This is a genomic window from Marinomonas algae (assembly GCF_047525555.1).
Taxonomy (GTDB): Bacteria; Pseudomonadota; Gammaproteobacteria; order Pseudomonadales; family Marinomonadaceae; genus Marinomonas.
Genome location: NZ_JBLIXK010000003.1, coordinates 39,618 through 58,512, shown reverse-complemented (window position 1 = coordinate 58,512; position 18,895 = coordinate 39,618). Strand labels below are relative to the sequence as shown.

Annotated in this window: 17 protein-coding genes; 7 read left to right on the top strand and 10 right to left on the bottom strand. The window is 41.7% G+C overall.

What is annotated here, in order from left to right:
• Positions 1-122: 122 nt before the first annotated feature.
• The 6 genes from ACMUMQ_RS06450 to ACMUMQ_RS06425 all read right to left on the bottom strand — a co-directional run bounded on the left by ACMUMQ_RS06450 (position 123) and on the right by ACMUMQ_RS06425 (position 6,284).
• A complete protein-coding gene (locus ACMUMQ_RS06450) occupies positions 123-764 on the bottom strand; it encodes a response regulator (protein ID WP_414681188.1) in 642 nt (213 codons plus the stop codon).
• 33 nt (positions 765-797) lie between these two features.
• A complete protein-coding gene (locus ACMUMQ_RS06445) occupies positions 798-2,135 on the bottom strand; it encodes a cache domain-containing protein (RefSeq protein WP_414681187.1) in 1,338 nt (445 codons plus the stop codon).
• A 163-nt stretch (positions 2,136-2,298) separates the two neighbouring features.
• Entirely contained in the window at positions 2,299-3,588 is a 1,290-nt protein-coding gene (locus ACMUMQ_RS06440) for a TRAP transporter large permease (protein ID WP_414681186.1), read from the bottom strand.
• 33 nt (positions 3,589-3,621) lie between these two features.
• Positions 3,622-4,161, bottom strand: coding sequence for a TRAP transporter small permease subunit (locus ACMUMQ_RS06435; protein ID WP_347983313.1), 540 nt, complete (start codon positions 4,159-4,161; stop codon positions 3,622-3,624).
• 65 nt (positions 4,162-4,226) lie between these two features.
• Positions 4,227-5,312, bottom strand: a complete 1,086-nt coding sequence (locus ACMUMQ_RS06430; protein ID WP_414681185.1) for a TRAP transporter substrate-binding protein — start codon at positions 5,310-5,312, stop codon at positions 4,227-4,229.
• Between the two features lie 282 nt (positions 5,313-5,594).
• Positions 5,595-6,284, bottom strand: coding sequence for a platelet-activating factor acetylhydrolase IB subunit (locus tag ACMUMQ_RS06425; protein WP_414681184.1), 690 nt, complete (start codon positions 6,282-6,284; stop codon positions 5,595-5,597).
• 55 nt (positions 6,285-6,339) lie between these two features.
• On the opposite strand from ACMUMQ_RS06425, the gene ACMUMQ_RS06420 reads away from it, so the two are divergent.
• The gene (locus ACMUMQ_RS06420; RefSeq protein ID WP_414681183.1) at positions 6,340-7,065 is read left to right on the top strand and encodes a DUF1223 domain-containing protein; all 726 of its coding nucleotides are present in this window, start codon (positions 6,340-6,342) and stop codon (positions 7,063-7,065) included.
• A 107-nt stretch (positions 7,066-7,172) separates the two neighbouring features.
• Here the strand turns inward: ACMUMQ_RS06420 and fabG are convergent, their stop codons facing one another.
• Positions 7,173-7,952 (bottom strand): 3-oxoacyl-ACP reductase FabG, encoded by a 780-nt coding sequence (gene fabG, locus ACMUMQ_RS06415; protein ID WP_414681182.1) that lies wholly within the window; start codon positions 7,950-7,952, stop codon positions 7,173-7,175.
• Between the two features lie 135 nt (positions 7,953-8,087).
• Between fabG and ACMUMQ_RS06410 the strand changes: the two genes are divergently transcribed.
• Positions 8,088-9,116, top strand: a complete 1,029-nt coding sequence (locus ACMUMQ_RS06410; RefSeq protein WP_414681181.1) for a phosphotransferase enzyme family protein — start codon at positions 8,088-8,090, stop codon at positions 9,114-9,116.
• 25 nt (positions 9,117-9,141) lie between these two features.
• The gene (locus ACMUMQ_RS06405; RefSeq protein WP_414681180.1) at positions 9,142-10,461 is read left to right on the top strand and encodes an aspartate aminotransferase family protein; all 1,320 of its coding nucleotides are present in this window, start codon (positions 9,142-9,144) and stop codon (positions 10,459-10,461) included.
• 59 nt (positions 10,462-10,520) lie between these two features.
• On the opposite strand, the gene ACMUMQ_RS06400 is transcribed toward ACMUMQ_RS06405, so the two are convergent.
• Positions 10,521-11,288, bottom strand: a complete 768-nt coding sequence (locus ACMUMQ_RS06400; protein ID WP_414681179.1) for a DeoR/GlpR family DNA-binding transcription regulator — start codon at positions 11,286-11,288, stop codon at positions 10,521-10,523.
• Positions 11,289-11,323: 35 nt separating this feature from the next.
• Complete coding sequence (locus ACMUMQ_RS06395; RefSeq protein ID WP_414681178.1) at positions 11,324-12,685, bottom strand: CoA transferase; 1,362 nt, start codon at positions 12,683-12,685, stop codon at positions 11,324-11,326.
• Positions 12,686-12,841: 156 nt separating this feature from the next.
• Between ACMUMQ_RS06395 and ACMUMQ_RS06390 the strand changes: the two genes are divergently transcribed.
• Positions 12,842-13,036 carry a hypothetical protein gene (locus ACMUMQ_RS06390; protein ID WP_414681177.1) on the top strand — a complete coding sequence of 65 codons (195 nt, stop codon included), beginning with the start codon at positions 12,842-12,844 and terminating at the stop codon, positions 13,034-13,036.
• Between the two features lie 323 nt (positions 13,037-13,359).
• On the opposite strand, the gene ACMUMQ_RS06385 is transcribed toward ACMUMQ_RS06390, so the two are convergent.
• The gene (locus ACMUMQ_RS06385) at positions 13,360-14,298 is read right to left on the bottom strand and encodes a helix-turn-helix domain-containing protein (protein WP_414681176.1); all 939 of its coding nucleotides are present in this window, start codon (positions 14,296-14,298) and stop codon (positions 13,360-13,362) included.
• A gap of 150 nt (positions 14,299-14,448) precedes the next feature.
• Here ACMUMQ_RS06385 and ACMUMQ_RS06380 point away from each other — a divergent pair, with 150 nt between their 5' ends.
• The 3 genes from ACMUMQ_RS06380 to ACMUMQ_RS06370 are packed head-to-tail and all read left to right on the top strand — an operon-like array spanning position 14,449 to position 18,864.
• Complete coding sequence (locus ACMUMQ_RS06380; RefSeq protein ID WP_414681175.1) at positions 14,449-15,672, top strand: MFS transporter; 1,224 nt, start codon at positions 14,449-14,451, stop codon at positions 15,670-15,672.
• Complete coding sequence (locus tag ACMUMQ_RS06375) at positions 15,673-16,863, top strand: FAD-dependent oxidoreductase (protein WP_414681174.1); 1,191 nt, start codon at positions 15,673-15,675, stop codon at positions 16,861-16,863.
• A gap of 36 nt (positions 16,864-16,899) precedes the next feature.
• Positions 16,900-18,864 (top strand): TonB-dependent receptor, encoded by a 1,965-nt coding sequence (locus tag ACMUMQ_RS06370; protein ID WP_414681173.1) that lies wholly within the window; start codon positions 16,900-16,902, stop codon positions 18,862-18,864.
• Positions 18,865-18,895 lie beyond the last annotated feature (31 nt).

The following is an 18,895-nucleotide window of genomic DNA, read 5'->3' as shown; positions in this document are numbered from 1 at the left end:
ATAATAGAGAGGAAGTTTACAAAGCCCTCCATGAGACACTAAATAGTTCTGACCCTCCTTTAAGAGTGTTTCAGGACTCGGCACATAGTCACTTCTGTTTAGTATTGCTTTTCATTAGCAAGCTACTGAATCAGCTGATGAGCCAATGCGTATTTCACTAAGCCTGCTGAGGTATGAATATCCAGTTTGTTTTTAATATTTTGTCGGTGGGTTTCTACCGTTCTAACGCTAATATCCAATACTTGCGCTATCTCTTTATTTGATAAACCCGTTGCTACTTCCACCAGCACAGCGGTTTCGCGCTTTGTTAATTCTTCGTGTTTTTGCTCTAAAGAGGTTTGTGCGAACAAGGCGTCTGAAGCACCAGAACTAAAATAGGTGCCACCTTGATGAACTGTATTAATGGCTTGAACCAACTCTTCAGACGATACGTCTTTTAGCACATAGCCATTTGCTCCAGATTGAATCAACGACATGATGTATTCCTTGTCGTTGTGCATACTGAGCATCAGGATTTTTATGTCTGGTTGTTCGATTTTAAAGCGTTTTGTCGCTTCTAACCCGTTCAACACTGGCATAGAAACGTCCATTAATACTAAGTCTGGTTTCAGCTCTTTGGCTTTATCCAGCGCTTCTAAACCATTGGTTGCCGTTCCAATAACTTGTATGTTTCCTTCTAATTCTAGGCGAGCTTGAAGGCCATCCAAAACTAAGGTGTGGTCGTCTACTAGCAATACTCGTAACAAAGAAGGCAAGGTTGTCATATTCTTAATTCGCTCTAATATTTTATATAAAAACTACACAGGGAAAGCGGCATAGACCCAAGTTCCCTGGCCTTTTTGAGAGGCAATATGGAAATCACCACCGATCAATTCTAAGCGCTCTCGCATATTAATAAAGCCAATTCCCGGCTCTGGGTTATCTGAAATCCCTTTGCCATTGTCTCGGCATTCGAACTCAATTTTCTGACTCTTCTGTCGCAATACGAGCCTTACTGAACTCGCCTCCGCGTGTTTTTCAATGTTGGTTAAGGCTTCTTGAGTGAGTCGATAAATACTGATTTCCACTTCATCTGACATCTCTCTCGTCACTTCAAAGCGGTAATCCACATCAATTTCCGTACGCTCAGAAAATTGGTCTATCAAGGAGCGTATCGCCGTATCTAATCCTAAATCATCCAATAAAGTAGGACGCAAGTTATGCGAGATCTGTCTCACTTCATTGATGGTCTGGCTGATTAAATCACTGGCTTTTAATAGCTCTTCTTGAACAATTTCATGGCTATCGTTACGGCGTAATTTGTTGCCCGCTAACTCTATACGAAACTTACAACTCACAAGCGATTGGTTAATGCCGTCGTGAAGCTCTCTTGAGAAGCCTCGGCGCTCGTTTACTTGTAATCGCATAAAGCGTTGAGCAACCGCATTCAAGCGAGTGTCCGCCAACTTATGTTCATGGAGATTAATCACCACGCCCAACAAAATCACCAAGAGAACAGTAATAACCGCGACAACAATGACAACAAAAAAACTCCCTTGAATATTACGGTTCATGGTCGCTTCTGTTTTTGCTAGCTCATCGTAAATATCGTCTAAATAAAGGCCCGTTCCCATCATCCAATTCCATCGGTCGATGGCAACAACATAACTGAGTTTGTCTTCTAATCGCATTAATGGCGGTTTCTCCCAAACGTATCGATGGAAGCCACCACCAGCTTGAGCGGCATTAATCAAACCTTGAATCAAATAGTTACCAGAGCGATCTTGAAACGCCCATAAATCTTTGCCGACAAACTCTGGAATAGTGGGATGAACAAGGTTCACACCTGACATTTCATAAACGAAAAAGTAGCCATCTTCATCGTAGCGTAGGTTTTCTAATATTCTTTTTACTTCTTCCTGTGCCGTCGCATCATCCATCTGATCGTTTTCTAAAACAGATGTAATCGCGGACAAGGCAATATTAACGTGGTTTTTAAGGGCTTTTTCTTTCGCGTTGACTAGATTGTATTCATAAATTGCCAACTCTTCTGCCGCCAGTTCTTGGGCAGATTGTAGGCTCAGATAGATAATAATGGCCGTCGCAAGAATCAGCGGCGCAACAGCTAATAGGATGATTTTACTTTTTAAGCCCACTCGGCAAGACCTGTTTTATAGAATGTAAGAAGCGTAATGGGTCACTTTAACCTGAAAACGCACAAAAACAAAAAAGCGAGCTCAAAGCTCGCTTCCTTTTGACTTTACATTTTGTGAATAAGGCCAGCCTATTCACAAAATGTTTAACTTTCCCATGGCTACTTTAGCCCATGCCGTACCATGCAGGGAAAATCATGATGCTGGCAAGTACAAGTATTTGGATCATGATAAACGGCATAACCCCTTTATAAATGTCCGTTGTGCGAACAGATTTTGGAGCCACACCTTTGAGATAAAAGAGGCTGAATCCAAAGGGCGGCGTCAAGAAAGACGTCTGTAAGTTCATCGCAATCAAGATCGCAAACCACACCATGTTGATGCCCAAAGCTTCAGCCACTGGCGCTAGAATTGGTACAATAATGAAGGCAATTTCAACGAAGTCGATGAAGAAGCCCAAGATCAAAATCGCAATCATAGCTAAGATGATGAAGCCCCATTTTTCGCCAGGTAAGCTCAACAATGCTTCTTCAACGATGTAATCGCCGCCTGTGTAACTAAAGGCCATCGAGAAGGCTGTCGCACCCATTAGAATCGCGAAGACCATCGCGGTTACTTTAACTGCTTCTAAGCCACTGTCGTAAAGCATTTTCCAGCTGAACTGGCCGTAGATTAGTGCCAAAATAATCGCACCAACGCCACCTAATGCAGAAGACTCTGTTGGTGTCGCAATACCGGTAAAGATAGAACCCAATACGATTAGAACCAAAGCCAATGGTGGGATAATCGCTTTCAATGCGCTAATGATTTGCTCTTGACGAGTCTCACCACTTTCATCCTGAGGCATAGCTGGCGCCATTTCAGGGTTCATGAAAGTCACAATTAAAATATAAACAATGTAGCAACCGATCAGAACCATACCAGGCACAAGCGCCGCTTGGAAAAGGTCGCCGACTGGAATGCCCAACACATCACCTAGGATGATCAGAATAATCGATGGTGGGATAATTTGTCCCAATGTACCAGACGCACAAATGGTGCCGCAGGCCAAAGACTTGTCATAGTTGTATTTCAACATAACAGGCAAAGAGATAAGACCCATTGCCACAACACTCGCACCAACAACACCGGTTGATGCCGCTAACAAAGCGCCAACTAAGATAGTCGAAATTGCCAAACCACCACGAACACCGCCAAACAATTTACCCATGGCTTCAAGCAACTGCTCCGCCAATCGGGTTTTCTGCAATACGATGCCCATGAAAATAAACAGAGGAACTGCCATCATGACGGTGTTTTCCATATAACTTTGTATACGGAACGGCATAAAAGCAAACATATCAAAACCTTCGGCAAATACACCGAAGATCAACGCAATACCGCCAAAAGTAAAGGCGACAGGGAAGCCCAGTAACAACATTACTAGAGCAACAAAAAACATGATAATGCCAATCATAAATGACCTACTAGCTTAAAATAATGACTTGGATTAGTGTTGGATAGGCGGATGAGAAAAACCTTCTTCACTCACACCACGGATCGCATTAATAGAGCGAATCATCATTCCTAAACCACTGATTGCCATAGAGAAAAAGGCAAAAGGAATCACCGCTTTAATAATCCAACGATAAGGCAAACCACCAGGATCGCCACTTGTTTCACCTAAAAGGTAAGCTTCTTGGGCAAAACCGACACCGTAGTAGCCAACTAGTAAGGTAAAAGGTATCAAAAGAAACACACAACCGAGTAAATCAATCCACGCTTTGCCTTTAAGTGGCAAGTTCTCGTATATCAAATCCACGCGTACATGCCCGCCATGTTGTAATCCGTAAGGAATACCTAGCAAGAAAATCGCCGCATATAAGTGCCACTCTAGTTCCTGCATTGCAATAGACACATCGTTAAAAACATAGCGCATCAACACGTCATAAAACACGTTGAATAACAGGCCAATGAATAAAACTGTGGAGACAACACCGAGTAGATTTGAGAAACGAGTAATACCTCGTTCTAGGCTCACTAAAAACATAACAAACTCCTAGAAATAAAAAAGGGTGAGAGCACATTTGTCCATGCTCTCACCCTGTAGAGGTCTTATTTCGCTAGATTATCAACACTATCAAGGTAAGCACGGTCGGAGATGTTTGTCCAAACACGTACTTGTTTCATGTAGTTCGCTTGAGAATCAAGGATTTCTTTCGCTAACGGATCCGCTGCTGCTTTCTCATCAAGTAGTTCTTGGTTTGCTTCTTCCATAGCAACCAATACGTCATGCGGGAAAGTTTTTACTTGAACATTTGGGTATTCCGTTTTCATTGTCGCCCAGTTTTTCGCACTCTCGTGGTAAGACTGGATGTACATGTCGTAAGAAGCTAGCTTCATAGAAACACGTAGAATTTCGCGAAGATCTTCAGGTAGTTTTTTCCAAGTACGTTCGTTAACTAGGAACTGAAGTTCAGTCGCTGGCTCATGCCAACCTGTGTAGTAGTAAGGTGCGATTTTGTGGAAGCCCATACGTAAATCAAGTGATGGTCCAACCCACTCTAGTGCATCGATAGTACGACGTTCAAGGGCTGTGTAAAGCTCACCAGATGCGATGTTTGTTGGCTTAGCGCCCAATTTCGCCATTACTTCACCAGCGAAACCTGGAATACGCATTTTCAGACCTTGAAGATCTTCAAGAGAGTTGATTTCTTTTTGGAACCAACCGCCCATCTGATTACCCGTGTTACCACCAGGGAAAGATAATAGACCGAAAGGCTTATACACTTTTTCCATCAATTCCATGCCGTCACCTTCATAGAACCAACCATATTGTTCTGGTGTCGTCATACCGAATGGCATTGTTGTGAAATAAAGTGTGTTTGGCACCTTGCCTTTCCAATAATAGGAAGCAGAGTGACCCATGTCGTATTGACCAGAACGAACCATATCAAATACACCAAGTGGCGCTTTGTGTTTGTTCGCTGAATCAATGGTGATTTTTAGACGTCCGTTAGACATTTTTTCAGCGATGCTTGCCATGTTACGTGGCGCATCACCAAAGATAGGGAAGTTAGAAGACCAAGTTTCGGCCATCTTTAGTTTGTACACTCGGTCTGCTGAAAAAGCAGGCAGAGAGAAAGCGCTAATAGTAACGGCCGCGGCAGTAACAAGAGTTGTGATTTTTAAGGATTTCATTGTTTTTATCATCCTGCTGTCATGTGAAGAAACCTAATGACACCCACTTATGCGAGACTAGAAAGCGGCTTTGACAAACATTTGTTCATTCAAGCCCAAGTAGCAAACATACATCGATACGCAAAGGTTTCGTTTATTATTGTTTTACATAATTGTGCAGGACAGATAATCGCGTGAATAGAAAGCGCAAACAATTCGTATGAATACCGAACTGAATAGGAGAATACGTAGACAAAACTAAGTAGTAATACTGAGTTTTTGTTTCATATAGGCTGGCTGCTTTCACAGCCATTTTGACAAATAAGGCTCTATCGCTTCCGCCCAAACCCTGTATTGGCTTGCGTTTGGGTGGAGAAAATCATTCATCACATTGCTAGTTAAACACCCCTTTTCATCTAAAAAGTGATGGTTAATATCGAGAAAAAATACGCGCTGATTGTCCGAAAAATGCTGAATTTTTTGATTAATAGCGTCATTTAAAACTCGTAATGTTTGTGTCGGCTTCGCACTTCGGGGAAAAATAGCCAACAATAAAATTTTCGTTTCCGGCAACTTCTTAGATAGTACAGAGAGAATCTGCTTGATGCCTTCGACTGTATCTTCCGGTGAATCCTGTCGATGACCTGTGTTATTGGTGCCAATCAGCAAAACCAATAATTTAGGTTGAAGACCATCCACTTCGCCATGCTCCAAACGCCACAAAATATTTTCTGTACGGTCGCCATTAAACCCAAGATTTAACGCATGACGTGGTGCGTAGTACTCATCCCAAACCTCTGCGCCTTCTTTTTCCCAAGCTTGCGTAATGGAATCCCCTAAAAACACCAAATCCACACGAGACATAGAATTTTTGAGTGCCAGTTTCTCTTCATGGCGAGGCATCCACCAAACGGTTTCTTGCGGCATTGGGTTTAACGCTAAAGTAGAACTCACAGAAACTTCACACATTAATTCACCCTCTTCATAATTCATTGGAACCGATCCTTGTTTTTGAAATCAGATATAAAAACCACCACGGAGCCGTCAGATGAAAGCCTTACTTCGCGCCAGCTTAGCATTAATGCCACTTTTGATATTTCAGGTACACACTATTCAAGCACAAGAATGGCATAGTGGAACCAAACAAGCGCAACTTGTTGAGCTTTATACCTCGGAAGGTTGCAGTAGTTGCCCACCGGCAGACAAATGGCTCTCCACACTAAAAGATCACCCCGCTCTTTTTGATGGTTTAGTCCCTGTTGCATTCCACGTAGATTATTGGAATTACATTGGTTGGGAAGATCCTTTCGCATCACCTGTTCATACACAACGCCAACAAACTTACGCTCGTGTTGGGCACATTAGTCAAATGTATACTCCAGGATTTGTTATTGATAATAAAGAATGGCGTGCTTGGTTTCGAGGACAAAAAGCACTTCCTGCATCTAATAAAACCTCGGGGGAATTAAGTGTCGTCTTAAATGACAACAACATTTTGGACGTGAACTATAGCCAAAACCAAGATATGGAACTGCACGTCACTTACCTTGGCATGGGGCTGTCTACGAATGTAAAAGCAGGAGAAAACCGAAATCGCCAGCTGCACCACGACTTCGTCGCTTTGAACTACTTAACGCTTCCTGGTACTCAAAGCTGGAAATTACTCCTACCGAGTATTCCAGAAAAAGGCCAAGAAAGAACCGCCTTAGCAGTTTGGGTGTCAGACAGAAACACAAAAGAAGTGCTACAAGCCGTGGGCGGATACTTAAATTAAAAATCAGCCCACTGGCCTATTCGTCTTTATAAAACAGAACGAAAAAGGAGTAATGACTAAAGCCATTACTCCTTTAAACATTAACGCCTAAGACATGACTCTTGATTCTACATCTCGGCAATCGCATCCATACTTTCTGGAAGAATTTGACCGCCATCCACGACAATTTGCTGACCCGTAATATAAGCCGCTTCGTCAGAAGCAAAAAACAGCGCAGCATTAGCAATATCTTCCACCGCCCCTAACTTCTTTAATGGGATGGAAGCCGCCATAGAAGCAAGATACTCTTCGCCTAAGTCATCCAATCCTTCAGTGGCAATATTTCCCGGCATGACAGCATTAATAGTCGTATTAAAACCAGCTAATTCCATTGCGGCGGTTCTAATAAAACCAAGTTGCCCTGCTTTGGAAGCGCCGTAATGTGACCAACCTGGATAGCCGGTAATCGGGCCAGTAATAGAAGAAGTAACAATCACCCGACCTTTATTTTGTTTCTCAAAAATAGGCATACAAGCTTTGACGGTTAAAAAAGTACTTTTGAGATTGGCAGACATGACATCATCCCAATCGCTCGGCTCCATGTCTGACAATTTAATTTGTGGAAAAATGCCCGCATTGGCACACAGAATGTCAACACTGCCAAATTTTTCTACCGTGGTCGCGATTAATGCTTGAACAGCTTCCCAATCAGAAACATCACAAAGAAAGTAATCTGCAATACCGCCATCAGCCAAGATTTCATCCACAGCCTTTTTGGCAGAGTCTTCACCACGTGCCGCAATCATTACCTTGGCACCTTTTTTAGCAAAGACTTTTGCTATGCCTTTACCTATCCCTTTCGAGCCGCCAGTGACTATGGTTACTTTATCTTTAATTGGGGTCAGCATGAAAACACTCCTCATAATGAAATCGTTCGATTGTTCTTATAATCCACCCATAAAAATTGGAAATCAACATAAAAATGTTGCAAGTCAAACAAAATATTATTATTAATACCTTATTGATTCTTGGAGAGCGCTTTGATGTCAGACATATACAACTCAGATTTCATTAACAGGCTAAGCAAAGGCGTGAACCTTCTAAAGCATCGTTGGGGAATGAGTGAAAGCGCGAATGTTCGCTTATTAACCCTCTCCGAAAATGCCACTTTTATTGTTGAAGACAGCACTTCAAAAGATAAGGCTCTCGAAACCAAAATCATTGTTCGTGTCCATCGACCTAACTATCATTCTTCTGAAGAAATCGCCTCTGAGATCGCTTGGATTAACGCACTGCGCCAAGATTCGACCATTAACATTCCTGCGCCTTTGCCTTTAGACGATGGCTCTTACATCGCCTCGTTTGATGATGAAGGACAAACACGACATCTTGTCGCTTTTGAATTTATGGCAGGTTCAGAGCCTTCGGTAGATGATTCCCTTACTGCAGGTTTTGAGTTGCTTGGAAAAATATCGGCTCAGCTTCACCTTCATGCGAGCCAATGGCAAACACCTGAGAACTTCATTCGTAAAAGCTGGACGTTTGAAACCAGCTTTGGGGACAACCCATTATGGGGAAATTGGCGACAAGCCTTAGGATTAGAAAAAGAAGGTAAAGCGGTTCTAGAAAACTTATGTAAAAAGCTCGAAAGTCAGCTGTCTATTTATGGAGAAGCGCCTGATAGATTTGGTTTGGTTCACGCAGATTTACGTTTGGCAAATTTGCTTATTGATCAAAACACCTTGTCAGTGATCGATTTTGATGATTGCGGCTTCAGCTGGTTTATGTACGATTTTGCCTCTGCCATTTCATTTTACGAAGACTCACCACACGTTCCCGATTTAATCACCGCATGGCTGAAAGGTTACCGAACAATGAGACCTTTAAGCCAAGAACACGAAGCCATGATTCCTACTTTTATCCTGTTTAGACGCTTATTGCTCACGGCTTGGATTGCCACACACTCCGAAACAGAAACCGCCATCGAAGCGGGGTTAGAAGCTTACACAAAAGGCACCGTGGAACTTGCACAGCAATATTTGGAAGATCGTTACTTAGCAACGACAGCCTAACTGAATCATCAATAGAGAAAGCCTTATGATGGAAAAAAGCGTACGCCCGATATTAGAAATGAATGCGTTCGATAAACAATCTCCGCACAATACCAATGTCGCTCGACGCCTCGCCAATACTGGCGCTTCTTCCGTTTTGTTTTATCGTGATCCTATTGAAATGGTGTCGGCGGAAGGCGTATGGATGACAGCAAAAGACGGCACCCGCTATCTCGATTTTTACAACAACGTTCCTTGTCTCGGTCATAGTCATCCAGCCGTTGTTGCAGCCGTCAGCCAACAACTCGCCAAACTCAATACCAATACTCGTTACATAGTGCCCATTGTGGATGACTATTTAGAAGCCTTAAAAACCACCTTTCCTGAGCCTCTTTCAAATGTGGTTTTAACTTGCTCCGGCAGTGAAGCCAATGACCTCGCCATGCGCCTTGCTTGCAAACATACTGGTGGAGAAGGTTTCATCGTCACAGAATCGGCTTACCACGGAAACACATCGTTGGTGACCCAAGTCTCGCCTTCTGCTTTAAAAAATACAAAGCTGCCAGACCATGTTATTGCGATCCCACCGCCTTCGAAAAAATATTATGGTAGCAACATCGCTCAAGGATTTGCAGAGCGAGTAGAAAGCGCCATCGCACAATTAGAACAAAGAGGCATTAAAGCCGCCGCGTTATTACTAGACAGTATTTTCTCTTCAGATGGTGTTTTTGCTGAGCCAGATGGCTTCTTAAAGCAAGCTGTTGAAGTCATTCATAACGCAGGCGGTTTATACATCGCAGATGAAGTTCAACCAGGATTTGCTCGAACAGGCACCGCTTTTTGGGGATTTCAAAACCACGATGTTGTGCCTGACATTGTCACGCTAGGAAAACCCATGGGAAATGGTTTTCCAATGGCGGGCGTGGTCACTAAGCCACAATTCCTCGATGAATTCTGTGCAGATGTAGGTTACTTCAATACCTTTGGTGGCAACCCAGTAGCCGCCGCAGCAGGTTTAGCGGTTTTAAACGAAATTAAAAATCAAAACCTACAAGACAATGCTCGAATATTAGGCGACTACTTAAAAGCAGGTTTACAGAAGATAGCTGACTTATCACCACATATTGGCGAAGTAAGAGGTTCTGGTTTGTTCTTAGGAATAGATATTTGTCACCCTAACGACAACAATCAACCCGATCCAGAAGTTACGCTTGCCATGATCGACAAGTTTCGAGACGAAAACATTTTGATTGGTGCCGCTGGTGCCGCTGGTGCTACTCTAAAGCTTCGCCCAGCATTATGCTTAACCAAGTCAGAAGCAGACTTATTTCTTCAAGCTTTTAAAAAGATACTGGATGACATTTAAAAAAATACTGGACGTTGAAGAAAATATTGAACGAGAGTTGGGAAAGTAAAAAGCAAGTGTTAGTTCGCACTCAAGACAACACTGACTTTTTCATCTTCAAGCGCCTGATTAAGCACACCGTTTGGTTGAACATCCGTCGCCAAGTAATCAATATCACTCCAGTGGCTGAACTGTGCGACAGCTTGTCGATCAAACTTCGTATGGTCAGCCGTGATCATGCAACATTCACTGTTTACAATCATAGTTCGATACACATCCGCCGCTTCCATCAAGGCATCACTCGGGCCGGTAGCCGTCATACCACTTGCCCCTAGCACTGCCCAATCAGCCGTTAATTCCGATAAAAATCGAACCGTTTGAGCGCCATGAACAGCGCCTTCACTAGCATAATATTCACCTGGCGCCATGATCACTTTAATCGTTGGATTTAAGGACAGAACCGTTGCCACACCAAAAGAGTGAGTAATAACAGTTACATTATTCATTTCAAAAGCGATACGCTTCGCCACATGAACCGTTGTTGCTCCAGAACCAATCATGATCACTTTCGCCCCTTTTAATAAAGGCGTAGCAACCTTCGCAATCGCCGATCGCTCTTCACGCATGGCTTTATGTCGTTCAGATAAAACCGCTTCCGAAGGCTGACGCAATACCGCACCACCGTAAGTTCTGTCGATAATATTCTGCTCGGAAAGCTCTTCTAAGTCCCGTCGAATCGTTTCCTTCGTCACACCCAATACATTAGATAACTCCCCAACTCTCATAGAAGGGTTCGTTTCTAATTGATCAATAATGGCTTTATGACGAATGGCTTTCTTACGCGACATACGATTCCTAGTTTATGAGTGAAGTGTTTACAGTGTCATCTAATGATACCAAACTCAGGCAAACCTGAACGCAGTTTCTTAGCTGGTTTCATCCAATTAAGATTCACGCCTTCAATCTCATAAGGCAAAGGCAACCTAAGTACTGGTCCCCAATCGGTCTGTTCATTAAAGCAATAATCCGTATAAACACCAGCGCCATTTTTATGAGTCTTCCCTGCAAGCATAGCGGTATGATCAATATCAGCATCCAATAAAATCTGAGCCTGTCTCGCCAGCGATAAATGGGCCGAAGCCACGCCGCCGCCAGCATGTTGAAGACGCAATGCCTGCATCACGGTGGCCGCAGTAAGATATCCCGTAGAATGATCAAGTGCTTGATAAGGCAATGCGGTCACAATGCCCGACTTCTCCATCGCCACACCACTGCTACGTTGTACCAAACTGTCAAACCCTCTTCGGTTTTGCCACGGCCCTGTTGCGCCGTAGGCATTTACTCCTACAGAAATCAGAGCAGGATTCAGCTCAGATAAGCGTGATTTTGTTAGGCCAAGGCGAGATAAAGCATCTTTACGGTATCCATGAACCAATACATGAGCCGACTTAATAAGTTCGATAAGCCTTGATAAATCTTCAGGCTCACGTAAGTTCAAACCCGCGCATGTTTTCCCTACCGCCATATCAATTGTGTTACCGCCTTCATCCCAATGTGGTGGATCAATACGCAACACATCAGCCCCGAGATTCGCAAGAAACCTCGTCGCCACAGGGCCAGCGATCACACGAGTCAAATCTAATACGCGCAAACCAGACAAAGGTAGCTCCGATGTATGAAGCTTCCAATGATGAGAGGAGGATTGAGTAATATCCCAATTCACAATAGGTTCTTGAGCAACCGCAATGCCTTGCGGATGAGACTGCCATTCTTGTCGATTACGTAAAACCGCAGCACAACCACCGGCATTCACGATCGCACTTTCAAGCTCGGAGCTATTCCAGTTAGCAATCACCTCTGCCGCTTCTTCAGGTGTCGACACATCACCAAGCACGGACAAAGCACAATCACGATGATGACTGGCATTTGTGTGTAATCGAATCCAACCGTCACGGGCTTGATAATCTTTTGCGAACTCATCCCACTCTGACGGTAAATTCCAGCCCGTCGGTGTCACACTGCTAACACACCATCTATCCACTAAAGTGCGATCCATTTTCGCGCTAGGTCGCGTACCAAAATACTCTTGTATAAACATCTGAGTCGATGACACCGCCGCACGCACCGATGCCGCGGCCAACTCATTAACCCCATGAAGAGGCTCTTCTGCACCAACAAACATGGACAAATCAATATCTGAAACGTCAGTTTCACTGCAAACCGCTTGCATCATACTCTTATACATTTTTATTCATCCTGTAAAAACGCATCCGTGGAATAACGAATTAACCATATCTCACTCACAGAAAACTAGAAACTTTTATAAACCAGATATGCCTTGTTGAGACTTTCATTCTGTACTAACGTTTGTGTGTAAATATAATTTACCAAGGTGCAAAACATGGATACTAAAATCCAATTCAGAGTCGACAAAGAAACGAAACACATACCTCATAATGACTGGATAACAGAGCAAGTAAATATCGCTTTTGAGCATTTAGATGAAGGTACAGCAGAATTTGTTACTCAAGAAGAAGCCAATGCAAAAATGGAAGATTTCAAAGCGAAAATACGTGCTCGTTTCCTACTATCATGACAAATAAAACATCAATTTTTTTGCATTTTGCATATGAAACAGAAGTTTCCGGCATAACCTATTACTCAAGTATAAAAAGTTCAAAGACAAAAAAGGCCGAGCAATCACTCAGCCTTTTTACATAATTCATACCTTTCTACACCTGAAATAAGAAGTTTTTAATCAGGTCTTTTCGCCTTCTGTGGCAAAGGGTTATGGGTGGAATTAAATACCTTGGATTGGATACTCTTTATGACGAATGCCCATGAGTTCAAAGTCACCGCCTTGGTGAATGTTGCTTATATTACTTAAACAACACGCTATACAGATAGCTATATTGCCCATTAGGGCCTGTTTTTCAGCGTAGCTGACTGTTTGCTCAATTTACTAGGTTGAACCGAAAATCTTTGCTGAAAGCGCTTTGAAAAATGACTAGGATATGAGTAGCCAGTTGCTAAACAAACATCTAACACTTTGTGGCCCTGTTCTAATAAATATTTAGCTTTGGTAAGTCTTATTTCTTCAAGGTAACGATGTACAGTTGATTGTACTGCTAAATGAAACCCTTGTTTTAATTTACTTTGATTAATGCCTACTGCCTCTGCCAGTAATGCGATCGTCCAAGGTTGGTCGTATTGCTGTTCGATAAGGGAAATTGCATCTTGAATTTTAACATGATCCAACTTACTTAACTGTACATGGCTATTAGAATCTTCAAGCGTGGTTAAAACTTGTGATAACGCCTCAAGTGCCTTACTTTGGAGAAATAAAGATCTCGCAACACCCTCTATTTCGCAATCTAAAACCTGCTTAGCTATATCTTTGAGTTTAAATGATGTCTTTTTAGCGAGCATAGTGACTTTCGCAACGCTGTAATTTTGATCGAACATAGGAATAATTCGATCGAGGTTAACAATACCAAAGCTGGACAAATACTCTAAGCTGAAACGAAAATCTAAACAGTGAATATGGCTGTTTCCAGCAAAAAGAGTTCTCCCTAAAACAGGTTCTGAAGAGTGAAAAACAACAGTCATATCTGGCTCTATTTCCAAAACACCTCCAGACTCAATAGACAACTCACCTTTACCGTCTAAGAATATTGCAATACAAAAGGTTGGTGGCCCTTCGGTTTGAATATCTTTAGAAGATTCTAACTTTAAATCTAAAGTTGATATTTGTAAGTTATCACCAACCTGTTCAGTCACTAAGCCTGGAGCGGCTAATACAGTATCTATCGATATCTGTAAGTCAGGAGGAGCAATTTTTGTGTAAATAGTTTCCATAGAAAATACAATATTGAAATAATGTAAAGTATATATAAATAAGAATCGTTTTCAATAAAGTTCGTAAAACGTTCTTTTTCAACCAAAAGTGTTAGTTTGAAAATTAATCTCTTCACATAATTCGCCATCATATTAACAACGGCGATGACTATGCAAAAGCCTCCTTCCATTAATCTATCATTCTTAGCTTTACTTGGCATTTTATACAGTGTTCAAAGTGTTTTAGGATCCATCACTTTTCAAGGTATGCCTGCTGTTTTTAGAGAGTCAGGGATAGAGCCAATACAAATTGGTCTTATTTACTTACTCATGTTGCCTTGGGTTTTTAAATTTTTATGGTCTGCGCCGTTAGAAATTTGGAGACAAAAGCAAACATACAGAACGAAGAAATTATTCTTCATAGTAAACGGTCTCGCCATTACTATCTTAGCTCTATTAACCATAACTACACCCGCAGTAGATTTTTATTTGGTTTTTGCCTTATTAATGGTTATCGCAGTACTTTCATCCACAGTAGATATCGCATTAGATGGCTATGCAATCAAAGAAAGTAATGTGCGAGAGAAAAACTGGGTCAATGTAATGCAAATAGGTGGTGGTTATCTGGGCTCTATTATTGGCGGAGGCTTGTTTCTGCTACTGGTTGGCCTATATGACTGGAAATGGGCGATTTGTGCAATAGTCGTTTTTTTGTTCCTAATGCTTAGTTACGTGTTCTTCCAACAACAATCAACACCTCACCAACAAAGCGACATTGCCCCTCATCAGAGTTTAACAAAAGCCTTTTCCTCCAAAAAAATTCTATATGGAATTAGCATTGTCATAATAGCTCAACTGGGTTTGAGGTTAGCACAAGGGATGGCAATGCCTTTCTTCGTTGACTATGGAATAACATTAACCCAATTAGGTCTTGTTGCCAGCTTCGGTGGTGCAACGGTAAGCTTACTCGCTGTCTTTCTAACTGGCTTATGGATTGCTCAAAAAGGCCCTTGGTTTGTTTTATTAACGCTATTAGTTGCACAGCTATTCATTTACCTTAGTTATTATTATTTCAGCCTTCAGGAGCAGCTTTCCTTCTTTGAAGCCTGTGTACTTTTTTTGCTAAACAGCGCCTGTGCTGCAGCCAGCTTTGTTGCTCTTTACACTATTCTCATGCGTTTGACTTCTCCGGAACAGGCTGGAGTGGACTTCAGTTTGCTACAAAGTGTAGATACTGCAATAGCACTATTAGCTGGTATTAGCAGTGGCGTTTTAGTGCAAAATCTGGGCTATCAAAATTATTTTCTCTTTTGTTGCATTGCTAGCCTTAGCGCTGTAGTTACCCTCCCGCTACTCTTCTCTTTCTTATCCTCATCTTACAAAGAAGTCATTTAAATGAATAATCAAACAGTTGTAATTATTGGTGCTGGTGTTGCTGGTTTAAGCAGTGCTTGGTGGTTAAGTGAATCAGGTTGGAATGTTGTTGTCATTGAAAAAGCAACAGATTTACGAGCTGGCGGTTATATGCTGGGGCTATCTGGTCCAGGTTATAGTGCTGTCGAAAAGATGGGGTTACTCGAAGTATTGCAGAAACACCAATATCGTTATCACGTTGAGAACAATGAGTACTTTAATAGCAAAGGTAAAAAAATATTTTCGCTAAATATTAAAAAAATATGGGGCGACATCAAAATATTGATGCTATCCAGAACCGATTTAGTTAATGAACTATACACAAAAACCAACCAACAAAAAAATATTGATATTAGATTTAACTGTTGCGTAACCCACCTAGAAAACAATTCAGAAAACATCGAGGTTTACCTTTCCGATGAAACTGTTATATCAGCGAATTTGGTAATTGGGGCGGACGGTGTTAACTCTCAAACACGGAAAGAAATATTTCCACTAGAAGAAAAAAATAGTCGTGAGTACTTAAACTACAAGGTGGCTGCTTTCACGACGAAAGAGGTTTCAGGGGAGATTAAAAACTTCAAATCTTTTGCTGAACCAAATCGTGTTGTTGAGCTTTATCCAGTTGGTAAAGATCAGTCTGCTGGATTGTATCTTTGGAAAGATAACCATCACTCAGCTATAGATACTCCTCAAAATACGAGAGAAGAACTGTCCAATCAATTCTCCAATTCACACCCTTTAATTAAGAAAAAAATCGTCTCTCTAGAAGAAAGCACACCGCTATTTTTTGACAATCTAGTAATGATTAATTTGCCAAAATGGTCGAAAGGGCGTGTCGTTCTAATTGGAGACTCTGCACATTGCTTAACTCTTTTATCGGGTCAAGGCGCTGGAATCGCCATGGTCTCAGCTTATCTCTTAGCGCAATCTATTGAGCGTTACGGCATTGATCAAGGACTAACAGATCATGAAGAGAAATTAAGACCTGTAATACACCGTTTACAAGAAAGAAGTCGAAAGCTAGCAACTTGGTTTATCCCTACCTCTAAATGGAGCTTTAACCTTCGAAACATGATTGTTAGGTATATGCCAAATGCATTAATTGGTTGGTTTTTTTTACGGGCAATTCGATCAGATATCCTTGCTGCGTCGCTTAATGAAGAAAACTAAAAACACATTTTAAAAATAGAGGAATAGGTAGCACCGATGAATCATCACTTAACATTAAAAACACTCATAACAAGCATGGGACTTTTGTTTATTGTATACAGTCCACAAGCATTGGCCGACAGTGCGGTATCAGACAGCCTAACACTGGACACTATTCTAGTTACTTCGACAAAACAAGAAACAAATCTAGCAAAAGTCGATAGCGCTATTTTAGTCAAGACAGCGGAAGAGTTGTCTCTTGCAGGCGTTACGGAAGTGGCTGATTTAGAAAAGGTGTTCCCGGGTTTAGCCATACAAACAAGAGGAAATAGAACCTATTCAAGTACGTCTGTGCGTGGCATAAACTCTCCAGACTTCTATTCACCAACGATCAATGTACTCGTAGATGGTGTTAAACAAGATAACGCTTTTATTACCCAGAAATTAATTAATGTAGAACGCGTAGAGTTCTTAAAAGGCTCTCAAGGCAGTTTATATGGAAGTAATGCTCAAGGTGGTGTCATTAATATCATTACTAAAAATAGCCAACCCAACTCTATGCTTGAATTGGGGATCTCAAATCAAAAACAATACTTACAAGGCGTGTTTTCTACTGACCTAAGCGACGAATTATATGCAGACTTAACACTCTATTCAGAAGATGAAAAAGGTTTTATTGACCATGAAACAAGCGGTACAGAAGATGCAAATTCAAGTCGTTCACTCAGCGCAGGATTAAAGCTTTATTATGTGCAGAATGACGGACCTTGGGATGCAGTTTTGTCATTATCCAATGACGAACTTGACTCCCATGAAGAGTGGTATTTAAGCGCAGACGAGTACAGCAATAAATCCACCACTCAAGATATACCAGACTTAGAACGTAAAGTAGAAAGTTATGGTTTTACGGCAAACTACGAACAAGACAAGATTAAAGTAACAAGTATTAGCCATGTGCAAAATAGACGCATAGACCGTCAGTATGTAGGAGGTTTATGGAATGAAGACCAAACGGTTACTTCCCAAGAACTAAACCTGAAAACAAATCATAATGACAACTTGAGTTCTTTACTGGGTGTTTATTTTGAAAACCTAGCATTCTATGGCAGTGCTTATGGTGCCCAGAATGAAATTGATACAGACACTGTAGCGATATTTGGTCAAATAAATTATGCCATTAGTCGTGACGTTGATATCACGGCAGGAGGTCGATTCGAGCACGTCACCACTTCATCGGATTACTCTGGCAATACATCGTTTGGAATATCGGCTTACGATGAAGAGTTAACCGATAGTCAGTTTTTACCTAAAGTGTCGGTTGGTTGGCAAGTCAGTGACATCACTAGATTGTATGCCTCTTTATCGGAAGGGTATCGTTCAAAAGGCTTTAACCGAGTGCCATTTGGTGACAACAGTGCCGGCTATGATACTGAAACGTCCTGGAGCGGTGAACTAGGTTGGCGTACCAAGTTATTAAGTAATCGTGTGAATTTCAGCGGTGCTTTATACCAAATTGAAACCAGCAATGTGCAGCTTTACAGTGGCTCCATACCCAATCAGGTATTAACCAATTTTGGCGATGCAACCAGTCGAGGGTTAGAAATGGAGCTTAACTGGTTAATTGGGAATGGATTAGGTATTCATCTAGGCGGTACATTTGGTAAATCTGAATTCGGCAGTGGAAACGGTAGCTATGAGGGAAACCACTTAACCTATACACCTGATACTAGCGTGCTTTTAGGAATGGATTACACTCATCTAGGAAGTGGCTTACAGCTTATGGCAAACGCTCGATACACGTCAGAAGTGTATTATGACGAGGCAAATACCGTGTCACAATCTGCGCTTACTTTACTAGATTTAGCGGCTGAATATACCTATAAAGGCGTGAATTATCGTGTTTTTGTGAATAATGTGACAGACAAAGAATATGTTAGCTATGCGTATCAAGGTTATAGTGGGATACAATCCAACTATGAGCAAGGCAGAGAAATTGGCCTAAGCGCAAATTACCAATGGTAACTTATAAAATACAAAAAAGGCCGAGCAGTCA

What these genes read in the sequence shown, in the direction of transcription:
- ACMUMQ_RS06450 (WP_414681188.1), bottom strand. Translation starts at nt 764, where the DNA reads ATGACAACCTTGCCTTCTTTGTTACGAGTATTGCTAGTAGACGACCAC.
- ACMUMQ_RS06440 (WP_414681186.1), bottom strand. Translation starts at nt 3,588, where the DNA reads ATGATTGGCATTATCATGTTTTTTGTTGCTCTAGTAATGTTGTTACTG.
- ACMUMQ_RS06435 (WP_347983313.1), bottom strand. Translation starts at nt 4,161, where the DNA reads ATGTTTTTAGTGAGCCTAGAACGAGGTATTACTCGTTTCTCAAATCTA.
- ACMUMQ_RS06430 (WP_414681185.1), bottom strand. Translation starts at nt 5,312, where the DNA reads ATGAAATCCTTAAAAATCACAACTCTTGTTACTGCCGCGGCCGTTACT.
- ACMUMQ_RS06425 (WP_414681184.1), bottom strand. Translation starts at nt 6,284, where the DNA reads ATGAATTATGAAGAGGGTGAATTAATGTGTGAAGTTTCTGTGAGTTCT.
- ACMUMQ_RS06420 (WP_414681183.1), top strand. Translation starts at nt 6,340, where the DNA reads ATGAAAGCCTTACTTCGCGCCAGCTTAGCATTAATGCCACTTTTGATA.
- fabG (WP_414681182.1), bottom strand. Translation starts at nt 7,952, where the DNA reads ATGCTGACCCCAATTAAAGATAAAGTAACCATAGTCACTGGCGGCTCG.
- ACMUMQ_RS06410 (WP_414681181.1), top strand. Translation starts at nt 8,088, where the DNA reads ATGTCAGACATATACAACTCAGATTTCATTAACAGGCTAAGCAAAGGC.
- ACMUMQ_RS06405 (WP_414681180.1), top strand. Translation starts at nt 9,142, where the DNA reads ATGATGGAAAAAAGCGTACGCCCGATATTAGAAATGAATGCGTTCGAT.
- ACMUMQ_RS06400 (WP_414681179.1), bottom strand. Translation starts at nt 11,288, where the DNA reads ATGTCGCGTAAGAAAGCCATTCGTCATAAAGCCATTATTGATCAATTA.
- ACMUMQ_RS06395 (WP_414681178.1), bottom strand. Translation starts at nt 12,685, where the DNA reads ATGTATAAGAGTATGATGCAAGCGGTTTGCAGTGAAACTGACGTTTCA.
- ACMUMQ_RS06390 (WP_414681177.1), top strand. Translation starts at nt 12,842, where the DNA reads ATGGATACTAAAATCCAATTCAGAGTCGACAAAGAAACGAAACACATA.
- ACMUMQ_RS06385 (WP_414681176.1), bottom strand. Translation starts at nt 14,298, where the DNA reads ATGGAAACTATTTACACAAAAATTGCTCCTCCTGACTTACAGATATCG.
- ACMUMQ_RS06380 (WP_414681175.1), top strand. Translation starts at nt 14,449, where the DNA reads ATGCAAAAGCCTCCTTCCATTAATCTATCATTCTTAGCTTTACTTGGC.
- ACMUMQ_RS06375 (WP_414681174.1), top strand. Translation starts at nt 15,673, where the DNA reads ATGAATAATCAAACAGTTGTAATTATTGGTGCTGGTGTTGCTGGTTTA.
- ACMUMQ_RS06370 (WP_414681173.1), top strand. Translation starts at nt 16,900, where the DNA reads ATGAATCATCACTTAACATTAAAAACACTCATAACAAGCATGGGACTT.